The organism is Flavobacterium cupreum (genome assembly GCF_003996965.1).
GTDB classification, from domain to species: Bacteria; Bacteroidota; Bacteroidia; order Flavobacteriales; family Flavobacteriaceae; genus Flavobacterium; species Flavobacterium cupreum.
The window spans coordinates 1-20,743 of record NZ_QWDM01000025.1 but is presented as its reverse complement, the minus strand read 5'-3'; the positions used below and the strand labels follow the sequence as shown (position 1 = coordinate 20,743).

The following is a 20,743-nucleotide window of genomic DNA, read 5'->3' as shown; positions in this document are numbered from 1 at the left end:
ATGATTTAAAAAGTTATAGTATGCTGGTCTGCTGAAACTAAAAGCGCTGCGGGTCCGTAAGGCTGCAGCTTCGTTTTAGCGCTTTTTATAGTGGTTTGTATTCCGGTTTCGGGATCAATAGTATAGCTTGAAAAAGAAATGTTTTCGACAGCCTCAACGCCTTCAATTGTCCTGATGAACGTATTTACGCTGGAATCCATAAGCGGCTGATTGATTTCTATCCAGGACGGAAAGGCAGTTATCCAAGGGGACAAATACTGTTTGAGCGCCAGGTTTACCGTATTTTGAATCAGCGTTTCCTGATAGCCGCTTTTCACTGTTATTTTTGCTGTAATGGTCACGTATTCCGGATTAAAATTGGAAACATTTACAGCAGCGAAAGGCGAGGTATTGTCATTTAGAAATTTTTGTATGTCGCTTTCAAGGCAGTTCGTTACCAGCGGAAGATACGCACTGGTGTCGCTTTCATCGGTTATTTTACGGACAACATAAACAGTAGTGCTGTTGTCTGATTTTTTCTGCACCACTTTTGAATAATAAATGGTATCAAACTCTTCAGCGATCAATATATAGTAATCGGCAGGCGTAACGGCTCTTTTTTTGGTTTTGATACTGTTGCTGATTCTTTGGTTTTTAGTGGTTTTATTTTCGGCTGCTTTTCCCCCGAAGGAAGCAAACGGCTGCACCAGTGTCGCGATCTGCGGAATGGCAGTTTGCGGTTTGGTGATCGTGTTGCTACTGATCTGCGGTGTCTGGGTATCGTTCAGGAAAGTCGTTCCTCTGCGCTCTGCCATAAATCCGTTGGTTTGCAGAAAAGTGGTATTGGAATACGTATTCACTTTACCGCTCACCACAATGGAAAGCCAGTTGTTGGTGCCGGGCATAAAAGTGCCATTATTAGCACAGTCTTCCGGAATGGGAAGTACTATAATTCCCGAACATTTAAACTGATTGGTCTGATCAGATAAGGCTTTTATTTCCTTCCAGCCGGAATTATTCAGGTAGAAATAAGACACCGTGTCTCCGGGACTAATCGTTGTTGCATTTCGGGCAAGCTCAAAATATAAATTTAAGGTACTGTTGCAGATTAACTGTTCCATTTCCACGAATAATGCTCCCGAGTAACCAAATGACGGATAAAGCGGAAAACCGGCTGTCAGGTCGGTTTGCGGAGCACCCACAATAGCGGTATTGGCTACTGTAGCGGTTGTATCGGTACTGTCAAACAACTGGTAATTATTAAAAGGAGTATAGATAAAATACTGCAGCGGATAATCTCCGGCAGTACCATCCAGCTGATAGCGTATACTTGCCTTGTAATTTGCCGACAAGGTTTTGATTTTCGGGGCAAAAGGCAGGTTGGCCGGTACGATAAAATTGGAAACCGGGTCGCCTTTTGCCTTATTGAAAAGATTGCCGTTCTGCAAAGCAATATTCGCTACGACATTTGGATATATTTCGGAACCAAAGCCATATTCATTTCCGGATAAAACCATTTTTATACATCCGGAAGAACTGGCATCCGTGAATTTGAAAGGCTGGTTCTGAATGTACGGATCGGGTTGTAGTGTACTGGTCGGTTCTTCTTTCGAATGTGAATTGATACTATATTCGAAATAACTGCTGCAGGTACTGTTGAAAGGCACATTCGGATCTCCCGCTGCAGGATCAAATAAATAAAGCGCAGTAACAATCTGCTCAGCGGGAATAAAAACAGGCTGATCTTCAGATACAACAGGAGTTACAACGGGAGGCACGACAGGTTTGGTGGTTTTGGTCATGGTCAGGTTATTCCATGTTTTTTCCTGCAGAATACTAAAAGCAGCCGTAAAACAGGGATTATTAAAAGGTCCCGCAAGAATCACGGGAGCTGTTTCCTTTGTTCTGTGCAGGAATCTGGCCAGACTGGTGTTCGCTTTGAGCACCGGGCCTGAGGCATCCGGGTAAGCGATATAATTATTGTAAGCAGCATAATACGTCCTGAAATCAGACGGAATCTTATCCCAGTCTATACTGACCACAAATTCAGTAAGCGGCTTGCTGAATATTTCATTGTTCGCGATTATAAAATTAGAATTAAATAACGGAATCGGCCCAAAAGGAGGGAAGGGATTTTTGGTATTCAATTCCCCAAAATCGTTATACAATTGAAACGTTTTAACTTCTGTAATATCCAAAGCTATTGTAATAGCCTGTATTTTTGGAGGCGTGCCGGGTTTAGAAATGGTTTGGAATACCATTTTAAGCAAAGGCCAATTCGACTGTATTCCGTCCGGATTGATAAGAAAGGGCTCAATGGCCGGTTTAGAAGGGTCAAGGCTAATAGTGATGATAAGACTGTTGGCAGACACAGTACTTAACTGAAAGGCAGACGGTAATAAATGGACTTCCAGCCAGCTCATTTGGGTACTGAGGAAATAACGGCCGCCCTGAAATTCATTTATATTAATGGCCGAATCAAATTCGAGTGTCAGCGTGATATCCCGTTGGCCTTCGCGCAACAGCAACATCGGAGAAGCAAAAGCAATTCCGGTATAGAGTGGGGCAGCCGGAGGAGTTGTATCTCCAAAAGCAGACCAGCTGATCGTTTTACCGGCCTCATCCTTTTGAATCACGGACGGTTTGGCAATAGTCTGTAAGTTATAGGACAAAGTATTCGGTGCTTCCTGGTACGAAAGGGTCTGCACGCTTTTGATCACGGCCGGATTTAGCGTGACGTCTTTTTGGGAAGCAAATAAAATGGGATTCTTGTCCGCATCAACGCCGCCATTAAATAAAGTGCCTTCCGGCAACTGCAGTACCGAATTGTTTTTGGCCAGTGTGGCGTATAAAAAGACACGGTCTGCAGCGGCAGGTAATTTGGTCTGTTTTAAAATGTCTTTATAATAAAAATCAAGGTGTTTCTGAGAAATTCCGTTGAGCTGGTCCTGCTGTACTTTCAGTACATTTACAAAAGAACGCAGCAGTGTCGTATCCGGAAATTTACTTTTCTGAAGGCTTAATTTTTTAAATTCATTGGCAGAGTGATGAATGATAGTTTCTAAAAAACCAAACAGGCGGTCCCCAATTTTCGTCAGGATACCGAGACAAAAAGAAGTGATGGTATCGAGTGCATTCAGGATCGTTTGTTCGGTGTCGTATCCGAAAATTTCCCAGAAAGGACTTTTATCCTTATTGATCGTCCAGAGCGAAACCTGAAACGATGCAAAATCGTTATACGGTGCACCGGCAATAAAAATTCCTTTAGACGGAGCCGTATACAAATATTGCCTGAAGGCCTGAACCGCCCAGAAATCAATGCTGAGTTTGGTCTGAACTTCGTTGAATATATAATTTTTAAGGTCGTACTTTTCGTTGCCAATCTGCATATAATGCGTCCAGCGTTCAATGATTTTATAAATAGTTGTAATGTGATCAAATAGTTTGTTCAAGGCATTGGAATTCGAAATTCCCTGGCTTTCTGTGCTTATTAAAGTCTGAATTTCGGTACAGCTGTTTTTATAAGTACCATGCAGCCCTTTGTAATTGGTACCGGAGATAGCGGCCATGAGGAAAACAGGATCTTTCAGTAAAAACGGATTCCAGTTTCCTTCGATGGTATTGGTATTATTATAAAAATTAATCAGCTTGCTGAATTCGGTAAGAAAGTACAACCAGTCCTGCTCGGTCCTTCCGTCTATTAAATACGGATTTGGAACGAGTGCTTCGTTGCGTGAATTCAGGGCGCTATTTTGATCGGTTACAATCATTATTATTTTCGGGATAAATTGGTTCCTTCCTTCAGGTGAAATGGAAATACATAATTATGTCTGGTATTAGTTTGCGAATAGATGTAAATGATCAGTATTTCGATTACACCATTCGTCAGGTCCGTGGTGGCAACCCGCACTTCCTGTACCAGTATTCTGGGTTCATAGCGCAATAAGGAAAACTTGATGGTTTCTATAATTTCGCCTTTTAAATTCGGATCAATTTTTCTGAACATAAATTGCTGTAAACCGGAACCAAAATTGGCTTCCAGTGTACGCTCTCCCTTGCGGGTATTGAGGATAATATTGATAGACTCGTTGATATTCGTTTCATTGGAAGACGTATTAAGCTGGTAATTACCCACAGAAAAAGACACGGGAAAAGCCCATCCCGAACCTAAAAAGGTGTTTTCTCTTTTATCTTCTGTACTATCCACCGATCATTACATTAAAAGCTCCAAGGACAATGGATCCCCCATGAGCAGTCTGATCTCCCATTCTTGCGGCAGGTAATCCGCCTATCATTACAGTTGCCGATCCTTTTATGATCGAATCCGGCGGCCCGACACAAACCAGCATGTCACCGACCCTCGCTGCCGGTAATCCAACGATAAGAACCGTTGGTTCTCCTACACCAATTATTGGCCCGCCAACGTGGGGAACCGGCGGAACAGCAGGAGTAACCATCGGACATTCATGAAAATCTGTTAATCGTGCAGCTGGTGGCATGGGTTTGTTGTTTATTGTTTGTTGTTTGTTGTTTGTTGTTTGATCGTTTGTCTTTACTCTTTACTCTTTATTCCATACTCTATACTCTATACTCTATATTCTATACTCTTTTTCTCACACAAAGTCGCAAAGACGCCAAGCTAAAAACCTTTGTCCCTCTGAACCTCTGCCCCTTTGAACCTAAAAACCTCAGAACCTTAGCCCCTCAGAACCTCAGAACCTTCTTCTTAATTAATCATCACCATCGCGCCTTTCAGCGTTAACTCCATTCCTCCTGAAACCTGCGCCATTTGTCCGCCCTGAGCGGAATATTGCATGTCGGCATTGTCTTTAATATTCAGGCCTTTTGTGGCTACATCGCCGCCACTGGATTCGATAGTAACGCCCTGCATGCCTTTGATGCTGACATTTTGCTGTGCCGAAATGCTAATGTCTTTTTGACTGGACAAATCAATGCCGCTTTCCGACATGACCAGCGTGTTTTGGTTCTGATCACTGACGGTGATTTTCTTATCCTTATCGCTGATGATGATCGTATTTTTATTGGGTGTGGCAATAGTCCAGACAATATTCTCGTCATCAAACTGGATTGAAATCCCGGATTTGGATACAATGGCTTTGACTGAATTTTTTTCGTTGGGTTCCAGGCCTGTAAACGGTTTTATTTTCGTACCGCTGTATAAACTGCCCAGAATGACAGGATAGCGCGGATCTTCGTTTAAGAAACCAAGAATAACTTCGTCTCCGACTTCGGGCAAAAAGAAGACTCCGGCACCACTGGTCGAATAAAAATTGGACAGTCTGGCCCAGATTCCCGCACCATTGGCATCAAACAAAGGCACATTGACCAGAATCCGGAATTGCGAATCGGGATCTTCATACATTTGTTTTACGGTTCCGTTGAACAAACCCCTCGCGCCCGGAATAAGCCCGGAAGCCGGCGGGGACATTACATCCGGTTTTTCGGTAAACCAAAGCGGCGAAATGCCCAAATAGACTTCAGAAATCCAGTTTCCCTGTGAAAGGTCATGCACAACGCCCGCGATGAGGTAATCGCCGTTAAAACGATCCCCGACACCACTGAAAGTCATGTATTTTCCGGGATCAATCAGGTTGGTTCCCTGAAATTTGGCTTCACCGGTTATTTTGGAATATTCACTTTTAATGATTTGCGCTTTCGACCAGGTCGTTAAATCAGCGGTTTCCATTGGTCCTGAGGTCTGCAGCTGGAAAGCGGAAAGTCCGATAACCTCGGATAATTTTTGAGAACTTAAATTCCCTGATCCGCTTACATTAGGTGTCGCCTCACTATTGATGACCACCTGATTTTTATAATCCCAGGTATTAGCTGTTACATTTCCTAACTGATTCACAGCGTTTAGTTTGGCATTAAATTCAAGTAAATTATCCCCATACGTTACCGTAAGCACAGAACTGGTATCACTATCGGGAGCCGTTACGGAAACTTTACCGTTGATGGTCGTTACAATTAACCCGTTGGTTTCGGCAAGAGCGAGAATATAGTCCCAGTCCGTTACATAATATTGTACCTGTTCCGGCCAGGTGGTCGCGGTGGCCGTAACATTGGCACTTAATCCGGAATAGGTTCCTATGATGGACGAAATGATATCGCTGTCTTTTTGATTCGAATACGTCAGGCTTTTTCGGCCCACAATCATTTTGACTGCCGCATCGCGACATTCGATTTCCAAAGCCGATCCTACGAGGCTGTCAATACGAATAGACTGGCTCATGATGACGCCGCTAAAAATAACGGTATTAACCGCATCGTAACCCGCCAGGATACTAATCGCTGCCCCGGGAACAAAAGTGGCCGAAGAACTCGCCTCAAATTCTCCCGTACTGGCTTCTCCGTCTAAAATCACAATTTTGGCAAAGGCAATGCTGTTGACGCTTTTTTCGATATGAACAGAAAGCACGCTCAGCTCATCAGGTATGGTGCTGCCACCCACCTGAATGGAGAAAGTTGCGATTCCGCCGGCTTTTATTTCGCTTGAAGTACTCATGAGTGGGAAGGAATTACAGGAGGAAATATTAATTTATCAATCCCGCTCAGGTTTCGGAACTTATTCAGTTTGTTGTATTGTGCCACTTGTACGTACATCGAATCATCATTCCAGGTTTGCAGGCACAATTGGGGCAAGGACATTCCATCAGATACCGTAACGATATGCGTTAAGTCCGGAGACTCGGGCGCATCGGTCATGGTGACTGTTTTGGGAGAAATGTACTGGCTGAAGGACAACGATATTTTGGCCCTCAGCGGACTTCCGTCCGGTTTAAAGAGCGTATACGAAATGTCGATGGAATCCAGGACGCCATTAAAAGTAATATTCTGTCCCCATTGCACTTTTACAAAGTTGGGACGGTGAATTTTACCGTTGTAGGTGTAAATAATCGTTTCTAAAGCGGTTATTTCCTTCGCCATATCCACACGTTTGGCATCCACAACACCCGTACAGTCAATGACAATTTCAAAACTTAATTTATCACTTGGGGTACTTTTGTACTTTTGCGAAGCCGAGCTGGTAGCCGGCGCCTGCTGTTCGTTGTACTCAATGCTTTTTTGAACCTTGATTGATTCCGGGTTGATCATAAAAGCATACGGATTTCCGGCGAATTTGTTTTGAAATTCCTCGTCCGTGTATCCCGTGATTTTCATTAATTCTAAACCTGCCATTGCTGTATTCTTTAACGTTTATAACTGTTGACCTGATTTTTCTCTGCGATTAGCCTTTTGCATTCCTCGAGTAATTGTTTCCTTAAAAGGGACAATTCTTTCTCTTTGGACACGGAAGAGTGCTTCGCATTGGTACTGACGATCTCTGTTTTGATAATGAGTTCTCTTATTTCGATTGGCATACGTACTAGGTAAAAAGATTATCAAAAGTTGTTTTCGATGAAATATTGAAATAGGTATAAGCCAGTTCAATAGATTCTATGGCAATGCCGCTTTCCTGGGAGTTTAAGTCAGAAACGGAATATTTAACCGGATAGGCATTATTGAACGTCCATTGCATACAGACAATACCGCTTGCATTGAGCAGGCTCAGTATCACATTGTGCGGCTGGATCGGATTCGATAATCCCTGATCAATACAGTTGGCGCACCAGTTTACCAATTGGGATCCGACGGGAACAATCGCTCTCTTGAGAACTAAGTTCTGACTGTTGGAAACCGTTGGGAGGCGGTATTTAAACCTGTTTTCGCCTCCGCAGACAATTTCTTCCATGCTTAACTCTTTAGAAATACCGGATACTTCCTTGAAAGCCGCATCTACACCTGAAAAAGAAAGGGTAAAATAAAAGCTAACCGGATAATCGCTATTTGCCACCGTTTTTAATGATTAATTGTTCGTGTGCAATTTCTATCGTGTCTACGGCCACTTCATTTCCATCAGATTTCAGGTCTGTACTGGTAATTTTGGTCGGCCAGGCATTGTTGAGTGTCCATTGCATGGTGACATTTCCTTTTTCGTCCAGTAATTTGATCAGCACTGTTCTTCTTTTAATCGTGTTCATCACGACCTGCTGATGCCAGTCCCAAAACGTATTATCGTTTACGAAGATGCCGCGTTTCATGGTAATATTGCCGTATTTGGTAATTCCGGGCATTTTTTCGACAGAAAAAAGCGGACTGTTACTTTTACGGTATTCTATAATCTGATTTTCGACATCCATTCCTGTAACTTCCTGAAAAGCTACTTTAGTCAGTTCGGTTCCAAGATCTACTTCAAACCTAAACTTAGGCATCGGCCACGTTGCGCCTTGTACGCTTCCATCATCTGTTGGCATAATATTTTATTTTTAAATTAAAAATTTACTTAAATTGAGAGGGTTGCGGCTTAACTGGACGCTACCATTTGTTGTTGAAAGGTCAGCACGATGAATTCCGCAGGATGTACGACTGCTACTTTTACGGTAACATTCATAAAACCGTTCAGGATATCATCTCCGGTCATGGTCGAACCCAGTCCACAGGCTACGGAAAAAGCATCAGAGGCACTCGCGCCCTGCAAACCGCCCTGTTTCCAGATGGAGGTTAAAAAGCTTGAAATCATAGCAATTACCGCTTCCCAGGTATTTTTGTCATTCGGTTGGAAAACATACGCCTGAGCCGCCAGTTTACAGGATTGCTCGAGGAAGATCATTGTTCTTCGTACCGGAATATATTTCCAGTCCTGACTGTTTCCGTCCAGTGTTCTGGCACCCCAGATCAGAATACCAAGTCCGTTGAACAATCGGATCGCATTGATCGATTTACCCGAAACGGCATCCACGTTTAAATTGGCCTGCTGGCTTTCCGAAATAGAAATCGGCAATGAAGCCGCTCCAACTATCGAAGTATTGGCAGGTGCCTGCCATGGGCCAACGGCATTGTCTGTGGTGGTAATCACCCCGGCCATAGCCCCGCTTGGAGGAAGGATATTCGCATCACTCAACACGTGTTTGATAATTAAGGAATACGTCTGACTTGCAATTAAAAGGGCATTGTTGTTCTGTGTAACCGTTAATGTACTGTCAGGATTCTGAATACCGGCAATAATGGTCGCCACACTTGCATTGGGCGCACTTGGCGGATTGATAATCGGTTCTAATTGTTTAAGGTCTCCGCCAAACAAATTCGTATAATCAATATCCGAATTTTGCATGATGGTGGTCCCGATAAAAGGGTAGTAGGCCATTCCGTAATTCAGTCCCACAGAACCGGTGTTCATTCTGAAGTTAGCAATATCCTGCGTGTATAAAATCGGGTCCGGATCATCACCTCCAATAATGTCAAACAAGCACATGGCCGTCTGCATCGTTGTACACTGCAGAAGCATCGATTCCATAAGCGTACCATTGTCTGCTACGCTTAACAAAGTTGCCTCAGGGCAGATGTACATGGTCGGTTCCGGCTCATTTTTTAAAAGGGCAAGACCCGTCGTAAGATCGTTAAGTTGTACGTTCGGATTGATCAGCGGAGTGCCCGGAGTCATTGGTTTTTTGGCCTGGGTTCCGTAGGATCCAACCGATACAATGTAAGCGTCGCCGCCGCCGTTTTCATAGAAAAGACGTACACTGTTGTACAGGTAATACACCGTAGAAGGATCCGGAACTATGGAATAGAACGATCCTGAGATCAACATATAATCGCCTTTTAGCGGCTGACTTTTTTGCTGTACTAAGTAATATTCAGGACTGTATTGTTTGGCAGGACTCGCAGGAAGCGGTGGATCCGGAAAACAAAAAAAGGCTTGAAAATCAGCAAACGATGTAATTCTTACCGGAACATTCGTATACGATTTCCCTTCGTAAGAAGCTTGTGGTGTGTATCCAATAAATGCCGGTACTGCCGTAGCCACTGCTACAACGGAATTCGGAAAAGCATTTAATTCCTGAATATAAACACCAGGAGTCTGGATGGTAGATAAATTCATTGATTTTAGTTTTTAAGGTTCATTTTTAAATAGTTTTTTATAAATAAATATACATGGGTGATGTAACTTGAATAGTTCCTGCGTTTTCGATGATTCCAATCCGCGAAACATCGGGAACGGGCAGCCCTTTGAGGAGCACTTTGTCTTTTGTGTTTTTCGGACCGGATTCGTTTGATCCGTTTGTACTGATGAGATCAAATTTATATTTTGGTTTTTCGCTGAGCACAATAGGAGTGGCACCGGAGGTAAAAAGGAGGGCTTTTTCTCCCGTCTGCAATACGACCTGTTGCGGATCGTCAAACTGCATTTTTCCTTTTTCGTTAATAACAGGATTTTGAAGCGGAACTGAATTTTTATTAATGACATAATACTGCCACTGCGTTGCCCGGGCTGTAAACTTCATTTGGAAATGCAACGGACTAGTATCAGCTGTTTTTTTAAGATCTTCAAAGGAGATTTTTAGCTGACCAAAAAACAAATTTGATTTTTCCTGTTCTAAGGTTTCATGCAGTACTACAGTACCGTTGTTGTCCTGATTTTCCGGATCCTGGCTGGTATAGGTAAATTGTCCCGGAAAATTGATGGGCATTGCCGTGAAAAGCATAAAAAAAGGATTGTCGGACTGGATATTAAACACAAAATAGTCCAGTGATGTGGTTTTCGATATATACGCTAAGGTGTCGCTGATCGATGAACCGGATTTCAGAAAGAGTTCAAATCCATTGGAAAGCTGATTCATTCGCAGGCCAAACTTCCGGAATATTTTTTCGGTAGCTATGTCCGGAATAAAATGCAGGCTGTTGCATTTGCCGGTATCAAAAAAAGTATGGAATACCATCACATCAAAGGCTTTTATGTAAACGCTCTGACTCATGATAGGATCTTATTATTGGTATTGGTAACCGCCGGTATGATTTCGGTCATTTCATTCGCCTGAACTTTAATCAGTTTCATCTTGTAAATGATGGAGGGCTGATATTTGGCCCCCATGGCCGTCCATAAGCTGTGCATCTGGTGGTAGGATATTTTTTCGTATTCGAATTCCAGTCTGGTGATTCCGTCGGGAATACTCGAAGAGGAGGAGGCATCCAGATAATTGTTGATCTGGAAAAAATACATAATAGCATCCAGGAATTTTAAGGATTCGGTATAGTCATCAAAATTGCTGCTGATCAGGATATCCAGATTGTATTTTTCTACGGGATTAAAACTCGAATAATTGCCGTTTTCGAGTCTTTTGTTTTTGATATAAAAGGGCTGATTGGTTTCTTTCTCTACATTAATCAACGATAAAACGACTTTGTTCTGGTTGGCTTTCGGAAACGCACCATTGGTATCAATAAGATAATTCAGGACGATTTTTTCTTCGTCGAGCCCAAAACGGTTTTTTAAAAACTGTCCCAGCAATTTATTCGTAAATAGAAGTGACTGATGTATCATGGTGCTGTAATTCTAAATTTCGGCTGAACGGACCAAACAAACTGGTAGTCAGATTATACTGGTAAAAGTACTTTAGAAAGGAACACGGATGCGATTTTAAGAATGTACTTTTCGTATACATCCTGTAAAAATGTAACGCTTTTGTAGACAAAATGTAGACAAGGGCTTTTTTTGCGTGAAAAAGAAAAATTTTATACTTATGTGAGTAATAGAATAGGGCTCAACGGAAAAACATAAAAGAATACGAACTGCTTATTTTTTACCGCAAGGGACGCAAGGATTTTTACTTTTAGCTCTTATAAAAGGCAAAGTTCACAATCCCGATAGCTATCGGGATTGTGTTGGGTTAGCTTTGCGAACTTTGCGTATTTAAGGCATTGTTACATAAAATCCTTGGGTCCCTTGCATTAAATATATTTTACATTTCACAGGTTTTAGGATTGCTCCACAAATACCTCTGTTTTGAAGACTAAATAAAGCTGCCATAAACAAAAAATTCGATTACAAATAAGTAACCGAATTTTCAGTAGTATAAAAGTTGAGGTATTGAACACTTTACGAAACCGTTCTTAAGTACGAAATAATATCCTGCTCTTTTTCAAGCGTCAATTTTTTCTTCAGGCGGTATTTATGAGTCCGTACACTATCCTGATTGATTCCGAGCAGGTTAGTAATGTCATGGTTGCTCATGTTCATTTTGATGTAACAGCAATACTTTAAATCCTTCGAACTTAAGGAAGGATGTTTTTTGGCCAGGGTCAGTAAAAAATCCGGATTGGATTGTTCAAAGTAAATCTTAAAATCATCCCAGAGTTTGGTGTCATCCGCCACCGTTTTGATGGAGTTTACAATCGACATCAATTCCTTGCGGATGGCATCATTTACATTCGGATACAGATACGAAATACGGGTTTTTACCTTTTGCAGGATTTCAACCTTCTGGTCGAGTTCCATTACATAATGGCTGAGTTCCCTGGTCGTGCTGTCGTTGCTTTTTTGTCTGGCTTCCTCTGCAAACGAAGCTGATGTGCCGGTAGTACTTTCTGCTTTTTTTAATTGAAAAATAGACTTGATTCTGTAAATCAGAAAATCAGCATTGTGGATGTGTTTGTAAGGATGGGTAAAAATGATGCAGTTTTTAGACCAGCAGGTCGACTCACATTCATAGTTCTGCGTCAGGCATAAAATGGGAGTATCAATTTTATTTAAGTTGAAATGGGTGTCGTTTATAACGGGCTGGTTTCTTCTGAAACACAAAATAATCAAATCGGGAAGCAAGGACTGGGTATTGCTGTAAAGGTCGGATGCCCTTGAAACAGCGGCGATAGAAAAAGTAAAATCAGCTATAGCCGACAGAATACTCAATACCTGAGTCAGAACTGTGGTATCGTCACATCCAATCAATATTGATTTTTTTTCAGGCATTCCGGTGGTTGATTTTTTGGTTTTTGGTAGGGGTAGGTTAAAAGTACTTATTTAGTGTATTGTTGCAGAAAAAGATGTCATGGAACGTGTTTTTATTGTCATGGGATTTTTTTTAATTGTATTGAAAGGGTTTTATGGTACTTGAACGGGGACGTTTTTATCTTTCCGAAAAGCTGGATATTGTACGATTTGTACAGTAGTAACTTTATAAAAAAACAACTGTTTTTTCTTAATTATGCCACTTTGACATTGCCTTTTTTGGTCCGTCATTTCTCCGTCACGTTACCGTCACTCCTCCGTCACCGCTCCGTCACCGCTCCGTCACTCCTATACGTGAACTTTAAGGCCGATTTTTGAGGTATTTTGGCCTTTTTCGGTCACATTGTCAGGGATATTGGAGGTTTAAACCTGATGATCACTTTTTCTGAATCACTATTTTTCTATACTAATGGTATATCCGGGGACTTAGCCATTGGCCGTTATGTTTGCAATAGGCTTTTCTTTCTTCCATTTTGTTCCTCAAAGTGGAGTAGGAATCGTATGTTTTTGGGTCTCTTAAAAGTAGGGTTGAATTAAATCAGCAGTCTTTTTTGGTTGTTTTCAGACTGATTTTTTGACGAATATCAATTAAAACCCACCACTTATAAATCGGATTCCGTCTAATTCATTTTATTAAATATGTTTGTAATCCGAATTTCAGAAAATGATTTCCCGGCAGCTACATAAGAAGATTTTACCATTTGCTTTTTTTAGGTACTTTCAAAAAAAATGCAGGAAAACTACTATTGAGGGCTATCAGATGAGTATGCTGTTTTTCAGCCTGTTATAATATAGCAAAAGATTTTTAAACCCTTAAATACAGAAAATGTGGAATGCCGTAAAAATATAACCAATGAGTTAATTAGATTCGCACTCGAAATTCAGTTATCCACTTATTTTATAACAGATGGCTGAGGGCAATGCGGTGTTATTCTAAAGTTTAAAAGCAATAGAAATGGCATCAGTAATAGCAGTTGAATAACAGCCCTAAAATAAAAAAATGCTTTGCAGGCAGCATCGTTTGAAATAATAAAAAACCAATTCATTAAATATTTATCATAATGCACAAACTCCTTTTAAAGCATTCCGTAAAAACATTGTTTTTACTGTCTTGCCTGTTTACATCAGCTGTACTGCTGGCACAGACCGATACTGGTAAATTCTTACCCAACATCACCCCGCCATCGCCCGTAGCAGGGGAACTTGGTAAGTTTGGTAACGTCCCTGTCGGGTTGTTTACCGGAACAGCGAATATTTCAGTTCCGTTGCTTAGTTTTAAGACAAAGGACCTGGAGTCGCCATTATCCCTTTCTTATGGCTCTAATGGCTTAAAGGTCGATGAAGTAGCTTCAAATGTAGGGATGGGCTGGAACCTGAATGTGGGAGGTGTTATAACGCGTACCGTAAGGGATCAGCTGGACGAGCCAATTACAGCGGTTTACCCGCCCGATGACCTGCCCAATGCGACCAATGAGCAACGCCAGCAATTTTATACTGCTGCCGGACAAGGCAATGCCGATACCGAAAGCGATATTTATTCTTTTAATTTTAATGGCAACTCCGGTAAGTTTGTCTATGATAAAAATGGTGTTCCTGTTTTAATCAATAATCAGAAAATAAAAATAGAAAAAACCGGAACCGGCAATGCCGATTTTTTACTGACCACCACCAACGGGGTCAAATATTATTTTACAGAAAAAGAAAACACGGCTTTCAGGAATATGGGTGCCGGACATTCCGTGATAAGCGGCAGTGTAACGGCCTGGTATTTAACTAAGATCGTACATCCCAATAAGTCAGAAGTTTATTTTACCTATGAGGACACTGGAATGGATTATACCGCTTCGAATTCCCAGACCTTTACCATGGCCTATCCGCAAATGCAGGAAGACTGTAACGGTGGTATTTATTCCAGTGCTCCGGTTTTAAGTGGTATTGTGGCTTACAATATGACTGTTAGCGGGAAAAGAATCACCAAAATCTACAGTAATAATGCCACTGACGGTTATATAACGATTGCCTACAGTACTGTCGGGATTAATGAAGAAGTAGATGGAAACAGTAAAATAGAATTCATTAGTCAATATAACGCTGAAAATCTTTTAATCGAAAAAATAAGTTTCAATTATTTAAAAACAGCCAACACGCGCGTCTTTTTGCAAAATGTTACATTTTTTGACCCGACCAAAAAATATACTTTTGAGTATATCAGTCCGTCCGCTTTTCCCCAAAGGCTCTCCAAGAGCCAGGATCACTGGGGGTATTACAATGGCAAGGTGAATACCAATTTAGTCCCTAAAAACGTAACAGAATACAGCCTGAATGACCTGGATTATAATGGAGCCGATAAAGAGCCGGATATTAATTTTGCGAAAACAGGACTGTTAAGTAAAGTGGTTTATCCGACCAAAGGATATACCGAACTCGAGTATGAAAGCAACACCTATTGGGGAGCTAAAACAACCTATCCGGCTAAAAAAGTAGATCAATACAAAAGAATACCGGAGGACACAAGTGATTTGCCGGAGGTTTATACCCTTACTTCTGCGGTCGATCAAAAAATTGTATTTAATGGCTACGTTACTTATGTAAGAAATGGACCACCACTCGCGGAAGGAGAGAATGATCCTTATGATACCGGTCATGATATCGCCTCTCTGCAGGTAACCTGCGTGGATACACCGGAACCATTATGTCCTAGATTTTATATTAATAGTCGGTTTGGTCCAATTTATTATGAGACATTTAACTTTGTAAGAAGACAAACCAATATTTTTTATTTAGATGCTAAAGCAGGCAAAACCTACAAGTTGTATTTTTCTAAAGGAGGATTGAGTACGAATGCAACTTTATCTGTCAGCTATTATCCTACTGCCCCGGTAGTAACCAATACCAATCTGGAAACCGGAGGGGTAAGAATCAAGACTACCAAAGATTTTGCAGATGCTTCGGCCAGAGCCAGCTACAAGCGCTATTATTACGGCCCTAAAGACGATATCAATCACTCTTCGGGAGATAAGGGAAAAAATGCTTTTTATACCGATATCTTCAAACAAAGAAGAATGTGTCCATCAGACGGACTGAGTTTATGTCGTTATGTTGACATTACTTTTCTAACCATGAGTTCCAGCAGTATCATTTCTTTGTTTGATACGGGCAGCAGCAACTGTTTTTATAAATATGTAACGGTAAGCGAAGGCGGGGATAATTTTGAGAATGGTGGCGAAAGCAAAGAATTTATAGTGCATCGGGATGATATTGGAAATCCAATTTTGGGTAACGAGATTATTAAAAGCGCTCCGCTGACCAATTTCGGATGGGACAATGGCCTGGAGATCAAATCGCAGGTATTGCAGAAAAAACAGACCGGATTGCCCTTTGTAGTGGTACAGGAAAACGAAAACAAATATAAATTAGACCCCGCTTACAGCAAAGAAATCAAATCGTATACTGTGAGGAAAAATTATGATGAGCTTTGCCCTCAGGCTAATTATGTCGAGAATCTAAGCATAGTCGAATACAAAACAAAAGGCTACTGGTTTTATGTGGAGTCTTCCATAAACAGAAGTTATGACCTTAACGGATTAAATCCGATAGAGACTACGACCACGTATCAGTACAGCAATCCAACACATATTCAGCTGACCTCACAAAGCACAAAGTCATCCCTGAAGGAAACGCTGGAAACCAAATATTACTATCCGCAGGATGCCGTTATGGCAAGCGAACCACAGGTGTCGGAAATGATAACTACCAACCGGATAGATACGCCGCTGAAGACCGAAATGTTTAAAGCCGGTATCAAACAGTCCGAGCAGAAAACGGAATACGCCAAAGATGCGACCACCGGAAATCTGCTGCTGCCAAAATTTATTTATGCCGCCAAATTTCCCAACGCGCTTCCGGGGAATGCCTTAGAGAAAAAGATAACTTACGATAAGTATGATGATGTGGGGAATATCCTTCAGTACACGTTAGAAAGCGGTATGCCCGTGGCGATTATCTGGGGATATAATAAAACCAAACCTATTGCCAAGGTAGAGAATGCCACTTACGATCAGGCGCTGGCAGCTTATTCGCTAACTGATCCAACGTTCAGGACCAATCTTCCAGGCGCCATGATTACGACCTACAGCTACAAGCCGTTAGTCGGCATCACGACCATTACAGACCCGAAAGGATTTATTACCACGTACGATTACGACACCTACAACCGACTGAAAACCGTAAAGGACAATCTGGGCAACGTACTGTCAGAGAATCAATATCATTATAAAAATTAAGAAGACGGCAATGAAAACATATTTATATAGTATAGTACTGATCCTGATGGTGTCATTGGGATATGGACAAACCAAAGACGTTCCTGTAACTCCTGTGGAGACTTCTGTAGCAGCCCCTATGGCAGCCCCTCCGGGAGGTGGCGGAGGCGGCGAAACTTCCTACCGCTGGTATGAGGATTACGATGGTGATGGCTTTGGAAATCCAACCATAAGCCTGTTAAGTCCAACCAAGCCGAATGGTTATGTGAGTAACCAGAGCGATCTGGATGATAATAACGCCTACATTACCAATATTGCGCCCCAGACCTTTTACCAGGATGCCGATAATGATACGTTTGGGAATCCGAATGTTACCGGTTCCTATAGTGTAAAACCGCCGGGGTATGTGACTAACAACTCGGATTATAACGATACCACGGCCAATATTACCAACATTGCACCACAGTATTTCTATCAGGATAGCGACGGGGATACTTTCGGAAACCCGAATGCTAAAGTGTATTACAGTGTAAAACCAACAGGCTATGTGACCAACAGCAGTGATTATAATGATACCACGGGCAATATTACCAATATAGCACCCTCGATTTTTTACAGGGATGTCGATAATGACACTTTCGGAAATCCGGCCGTTACGGTCTTTTACAGCGTAAAACCGACAGGCTATGTGACCAGCAATACCGACTGTAATGATAACGACGTTACCCTGAATCCCAATACAAAATGGTACGCCGACAACGATCTGGACGGCCTGGGCGATCCAGCTGTTTTTGTGTCCCAATGTACCACTCCGGCAGGCAACTATGTCCGAAACAATACCGATAATTGTCCACTGGTAAAAGGTACCAATGCGGACTGTTCCAATATACTGACCCCGTCGGATTATAATTATGTGGTGACCAAAAACTATAAAAAAGCCACCACTGCAGTTTTGGAATTTCCAGCGGTAGATCAGGTACAGACCAGTATCACGTATTTTGACGGACTAGGCAGACCTGTACAGCAAATTGCCAACAAGCAGTCGGCCAATGGAAAAGACATTGTAACACACATCACCTACGATGCCTTTGGCAGACAGGTGCAGGAATACCTGCCGTATGAAGCCGCTTCGTCTAATATCTCATTTGTACCCAACGCACAGACCGGGGCAGTAACGTTCTACAATACGGCCAAATACGACAATACGGCCAATCCGTTTTCGCAAAAAAAACTCGAGTCTTCGCCATTAAACCGTGTCCTGAAACAGGCAGCTCCCGGAGCGGCATGGGCAATGGATCAGGGGCATGAAATCAAACTCGATTACCAGACCAATACCGCCACGGAAGTAAAACTGTACAAGGCGACAGCGACCTGGACGCCAGCTTTAGGGCTGTTCGACATCGCTTTTTCAGACGCCGGAAACTATGATGCCAGTGAACTTATAAAATCGGTTACCTATGACGAAAACACCGCGGCTACGCCAACAGAGACGGCCGGCTCTACGGTAGAATTTAAAAATAAGGAAGGACAAGTCGTTTTAAAAAGAACCTACGAAGCCGGAATCAAACATGATACGTATTACGTATACGACGCTTACGGCAACCTGACCTATGTGATCCCGCCCAAAGCAGACGCAGCCATTACACCCGCTATTCTGGATAACTTATGTTACCAGTACAAATACGACTACCGCAACCGACTGGTGGAGAAAAAACTGCCGGGCAAGCAATGGGAGTTAATCGTCTATGACAAACTAGACCGTCCTGTGGCGACAGGCCCTGCCAATTCCCCTTTTTCGGATCTCACCACGACAGGCTGGCTGATTACCAAATACGATGCTCTGGGCCGTCCTGTTTATACCGGATGGAACAATGTCAGCAGCACTTCTGCCACGAGAAAAACATTGCAGGATGCGCAAAATCTGGCCACGGTCTTATTTGAAAGCAAACAAGCAAGAAGAACCATTGATGGTGTAGAGGTCGATTATACGAACGCCATAGCGCCCACCACTTTTAAATTACTGACTGTTAATTATTACGATAATTATGGTTTTCCGGGCGCTCAGGCGGTACCGGCTGCTATCGAGACCCAAACCGTTTTAACGAACGTTAAAACACTGCCCACGGGAAGCTGGACGAGAGTCCCAACCCTGGCTGCTGCTGTTTTGGCAGAAATAAGCACTGCATTTTACGATACTAAAGCGCACCCTATACGATCCTATACCGCCAACCATCTGGCAGGGTATACCGTTACGGATAGTAAGTTGGACACATTCTCGGGACAACTGCAATACAGCATTACCAAACATAAAAGATCAAGTTTGGCTACTGATGTTGAAATCGTGACCAAAGACGCTTTTACGTATTCACCTCAGGACCGTTTACTGACCCAGACCCATCAGATCAATGGAGGTACTATTGAAGTAATTGCCAATAATACCTATGATGAGCTTGGACAGTTGATTTCTAAAAAAGTTGGAAATACGATTGCAGCTCCAACCCAAAAAGTAGATTATACGTATAACATCCGTGGCTGGCTGACGGGGATTAACAATACAGCTGCACTTCAGCAAGGCAGTGATCCTAGAGATTTGTTTGCTTTTAAGATCAATTACAACAATACACCTGCTATTACTGGAGGTAAAGCCTTATACAACGGAAATATTGCCGAGACTTTTTGGAGCAGCACTTCAGATGCGACACCCATAATACGTGGATATGCTTATTTATACGACAATCTTAACCGTCTGAAGACAAGTGTTTACAAACGTGATGCTGTAATCACTAATGCCTACAGTGAGAACCTTACTTATGATAAAAACGGAAATATAAACAGCATCATCCGTAACGGAAACAGTGAGACCGCTACACAGATTGATGCTTTGGTATACACATATGCAGGTACCAATACCACCAACCAGCTTGTAAAAGTCGTGGACAATGCCCCGGCAGCTTCTAAAGTTTTTGGTTTTACGGACAGTACTGCCAACACCGTTGATGATTATAGTTATGATGCCAATGGGAATATGACTAAAGACAGCAACAAAAACATCACGGTTATCACGTACAATCATTTAAATTTACCCACTAAGATAACTTTTGCAACGACAGGGAATATTGTTTATATTTACAACGCTTCGGGACAAAAAGTACAAAAAATTGTAAATGAAGTCGGGAAATCTGTGGTAACAACGGATTATCTGGGCGGTTATCAATACGATAATGGTTTGCTAAAGTTTTTCCCAACAACCGAAGGTTATGTTGAACCTTCGGGAAGTTCTTATAAATATGTGTACCAGTACAAAGATCATTTAGGCAATGTACGCTTGAGTTATGACAAAACTCTTGTCATTAAGGAAGAAAGTAATTTTTATCCTTTTGGTTTAAAACAGGAAGGGTATAATACGCTTAAAATCGGTGTTGAGAATAAGTATAAGTACAACGGTAAAGAACTCCAAGACGAGCTGGGGCTTAACATGTACGACTATGGTGCACGTAATTATGACCCTGCTTTAGGAAGATGGATGAATGTTGACCCGTTGGCGGAGAAGTATCCGAACATAAGTCCTTACGTTTATGTAGCTGATAATCCGATAAATGCAATCGATCCTGATGGTAGAGATATCATATTTTTAACAAGAAACGATAATGGTTCC

14 protein-coding genes are annotated in these 20,743 nt (G+C 42.0%); 2 read left to right on the top strand and 12 right to left on the bottom strand.

All coding sequences use genetic code 11. The annotated features are described in order from the left end of the window. Positions 1-5 precede the first annotated feature (5 nt). From D0817_RS23730 to D0817_RS23675, 12 genes are all read right to left on the bottom strand, one after another. On the bottom strand, positions 6-3,749 hold the full coding sequence (locus D0817_RS23730) for a baseplate J/gp47 family protein (RefSeq protein ID WP_127340826.1): 3,744 nt from the start codon (positions 3,747-3,749) through the stop codon (positions 6-8). Between the two features lie 2 nt (positions 3,750-3,751). Next, positions 3,752-4,186, bottom strand: coding sequence for a GPW/gp25 family protein (locus D0817_RS23725; protein ID WP_127340825.1), 435 nt, complete (start codon positions 4,184-4,186; stop codon positions 3,752-3,754). Further along, entirely contained in the window at positions 4,179-4,478 is a 300-nt protein-coding gene (locus tag D0817_RS23720) for a PAAR domain-containing protein (RefSeq protein ID WP_127340824.1), read from the bottom strand. Before D0817_RS23720 ends, D0817_RS23725 begins: the two co-directional genes overlap by 8 nt. 227 nt (positions 4,479-4,705) lie before the next feature. Further along, positions 4,706-6,505 carry a type VI secretion system tip protein VgrG gene (vgrG, locus tag D0817_RS23710; RefSeq protein WP_127340822.1) on the bottom strand — a complete coding sequence of 600 codons (1,800 nt, stop codon included), beginning with the start codon at positions 6,503-6,505 and terminating at the stop codon, positions 4,706-4,708. Beyond that, on the bottom strand, positions 6,502-7,179 hold the full coding sequence (locus tag D0817_RS23705) for a CIS tube protein (RefSeq protein WP_127340821.1): 678 nt from the start codon (positions 7,177-7,179) through the stop codon (positions 6,502-6,504). The genes vgrG and D0817_RS23705 overlap by 4 nt, the downstream gene beginning before the upstream one ends. Before the next feature lie 11 nt (positions 7,180-7,190). Next, positions 7,191-7,361: a DUF5908 family protein gene (locus D0817_RS25755; RefSeq protein WP_161568460.1), complete on the bottom strand. Its 171-nt coding sequence runs from the start codon at positions 7,359-7,361 to the stop codon at positions 7,191-7,193. Positions 7,362-7,366: 5 nt separating this feature from the next. Next, entirely contained in the window at positions 7,367-7,834 is a 468-nt protein-coding gene (locus D0817_RS23700; RefSeq protein WP_127340820.1) for a phage tail protein, read from the bottom strand. After that, positions 7,824-8,294: a phage tail protein gene (locus tag D0817_RS23695; RefSeq protein ID WP_127340819.1), complete on the bottom strand. Its 471-nt coding sequence runs from the start codon at positions 8,292-8,294 to the stop codon at positions 7,824-7,826. The genes D0817_RS23700 and D0817_RS23695 overlap by 11 nt, the downstream gene beginning before the upstream one ends. Positions 8,295-8,344: 50 nt before the next feature. Then, positions 8,345-9,922 (bottom strand): phage tail sheath family protein, encoded by a 1,578-nt coding sequence (locus tag D0817_RS23690; protein WP_127340818.1) that lies wholly within the window; start codon positions 9,920-9,922, stop codon positions 8,345-8,347. Positions 9,923-9,959: 37 nt separating this feature from the next. Next, positions 9,960-10,796: a hypothetical protein gene (locus tag D0817_RS23685; RefSeq protein WP_127340817.1), complete on the bottom strand. Its 837-nt coding sequence runs from the start codon at positions 10,794-10,796 to the stop codon at positions 9,960-9,962. After that, complete coding sequence (locus D0817_RS23680; RefSeq protein ID WP_127340816.1) at positions 10,793-11,362, bottom strand: Pvc16 family protein; 570 nt, start codon at positions 11,360-11,362, stop codon at positions 10,793-10,795. The genes D0817_RS23685 and D0817_RS23680 overlap by 4 nt, the downstream gene beginning before the upstream one ends. A gap of 555 nt (positions 11,363-11,917) precedes the next feature. Next, positions 11,918-12,787 carry a helix-turn-helix transcriptional regulator gene (locus D0817_RS23675; protein WP_127340815.1) on the bottom strand — a complete coding sequence of 290 codons (870 nt, stop codon included), beginning with the start codon at positions 12,785-12,787 and terminating at the stop codon, positions 11,918-11,920. Positions 12,788-13,887: 1,100 nt separating this feature from the next. Here D0817_RS23675 and D0817_RS26630 point away from each other — a divergent pair. Then, positions 13,888-17,109, top strand: a complete 3,222-nt coding sequence (locus D0817_RS26630) for an RHS repeat domain-containing protein (RefSeq protein WP_127340814.1) — start codon at positions 13,888-13,890, stop codon at positions 17,107-17,109. A 10-nt stretch (positions 17,110-17,119) separates the two neighbouring features. After that, positions 17,120-20,743 (top strand): DUF6443 domain-containing protein (locus D0817_RS23665; RefSeq protein WP_238160941.1); only part of this gene is annotated, 3,624 nt, incomplete at its 3' end.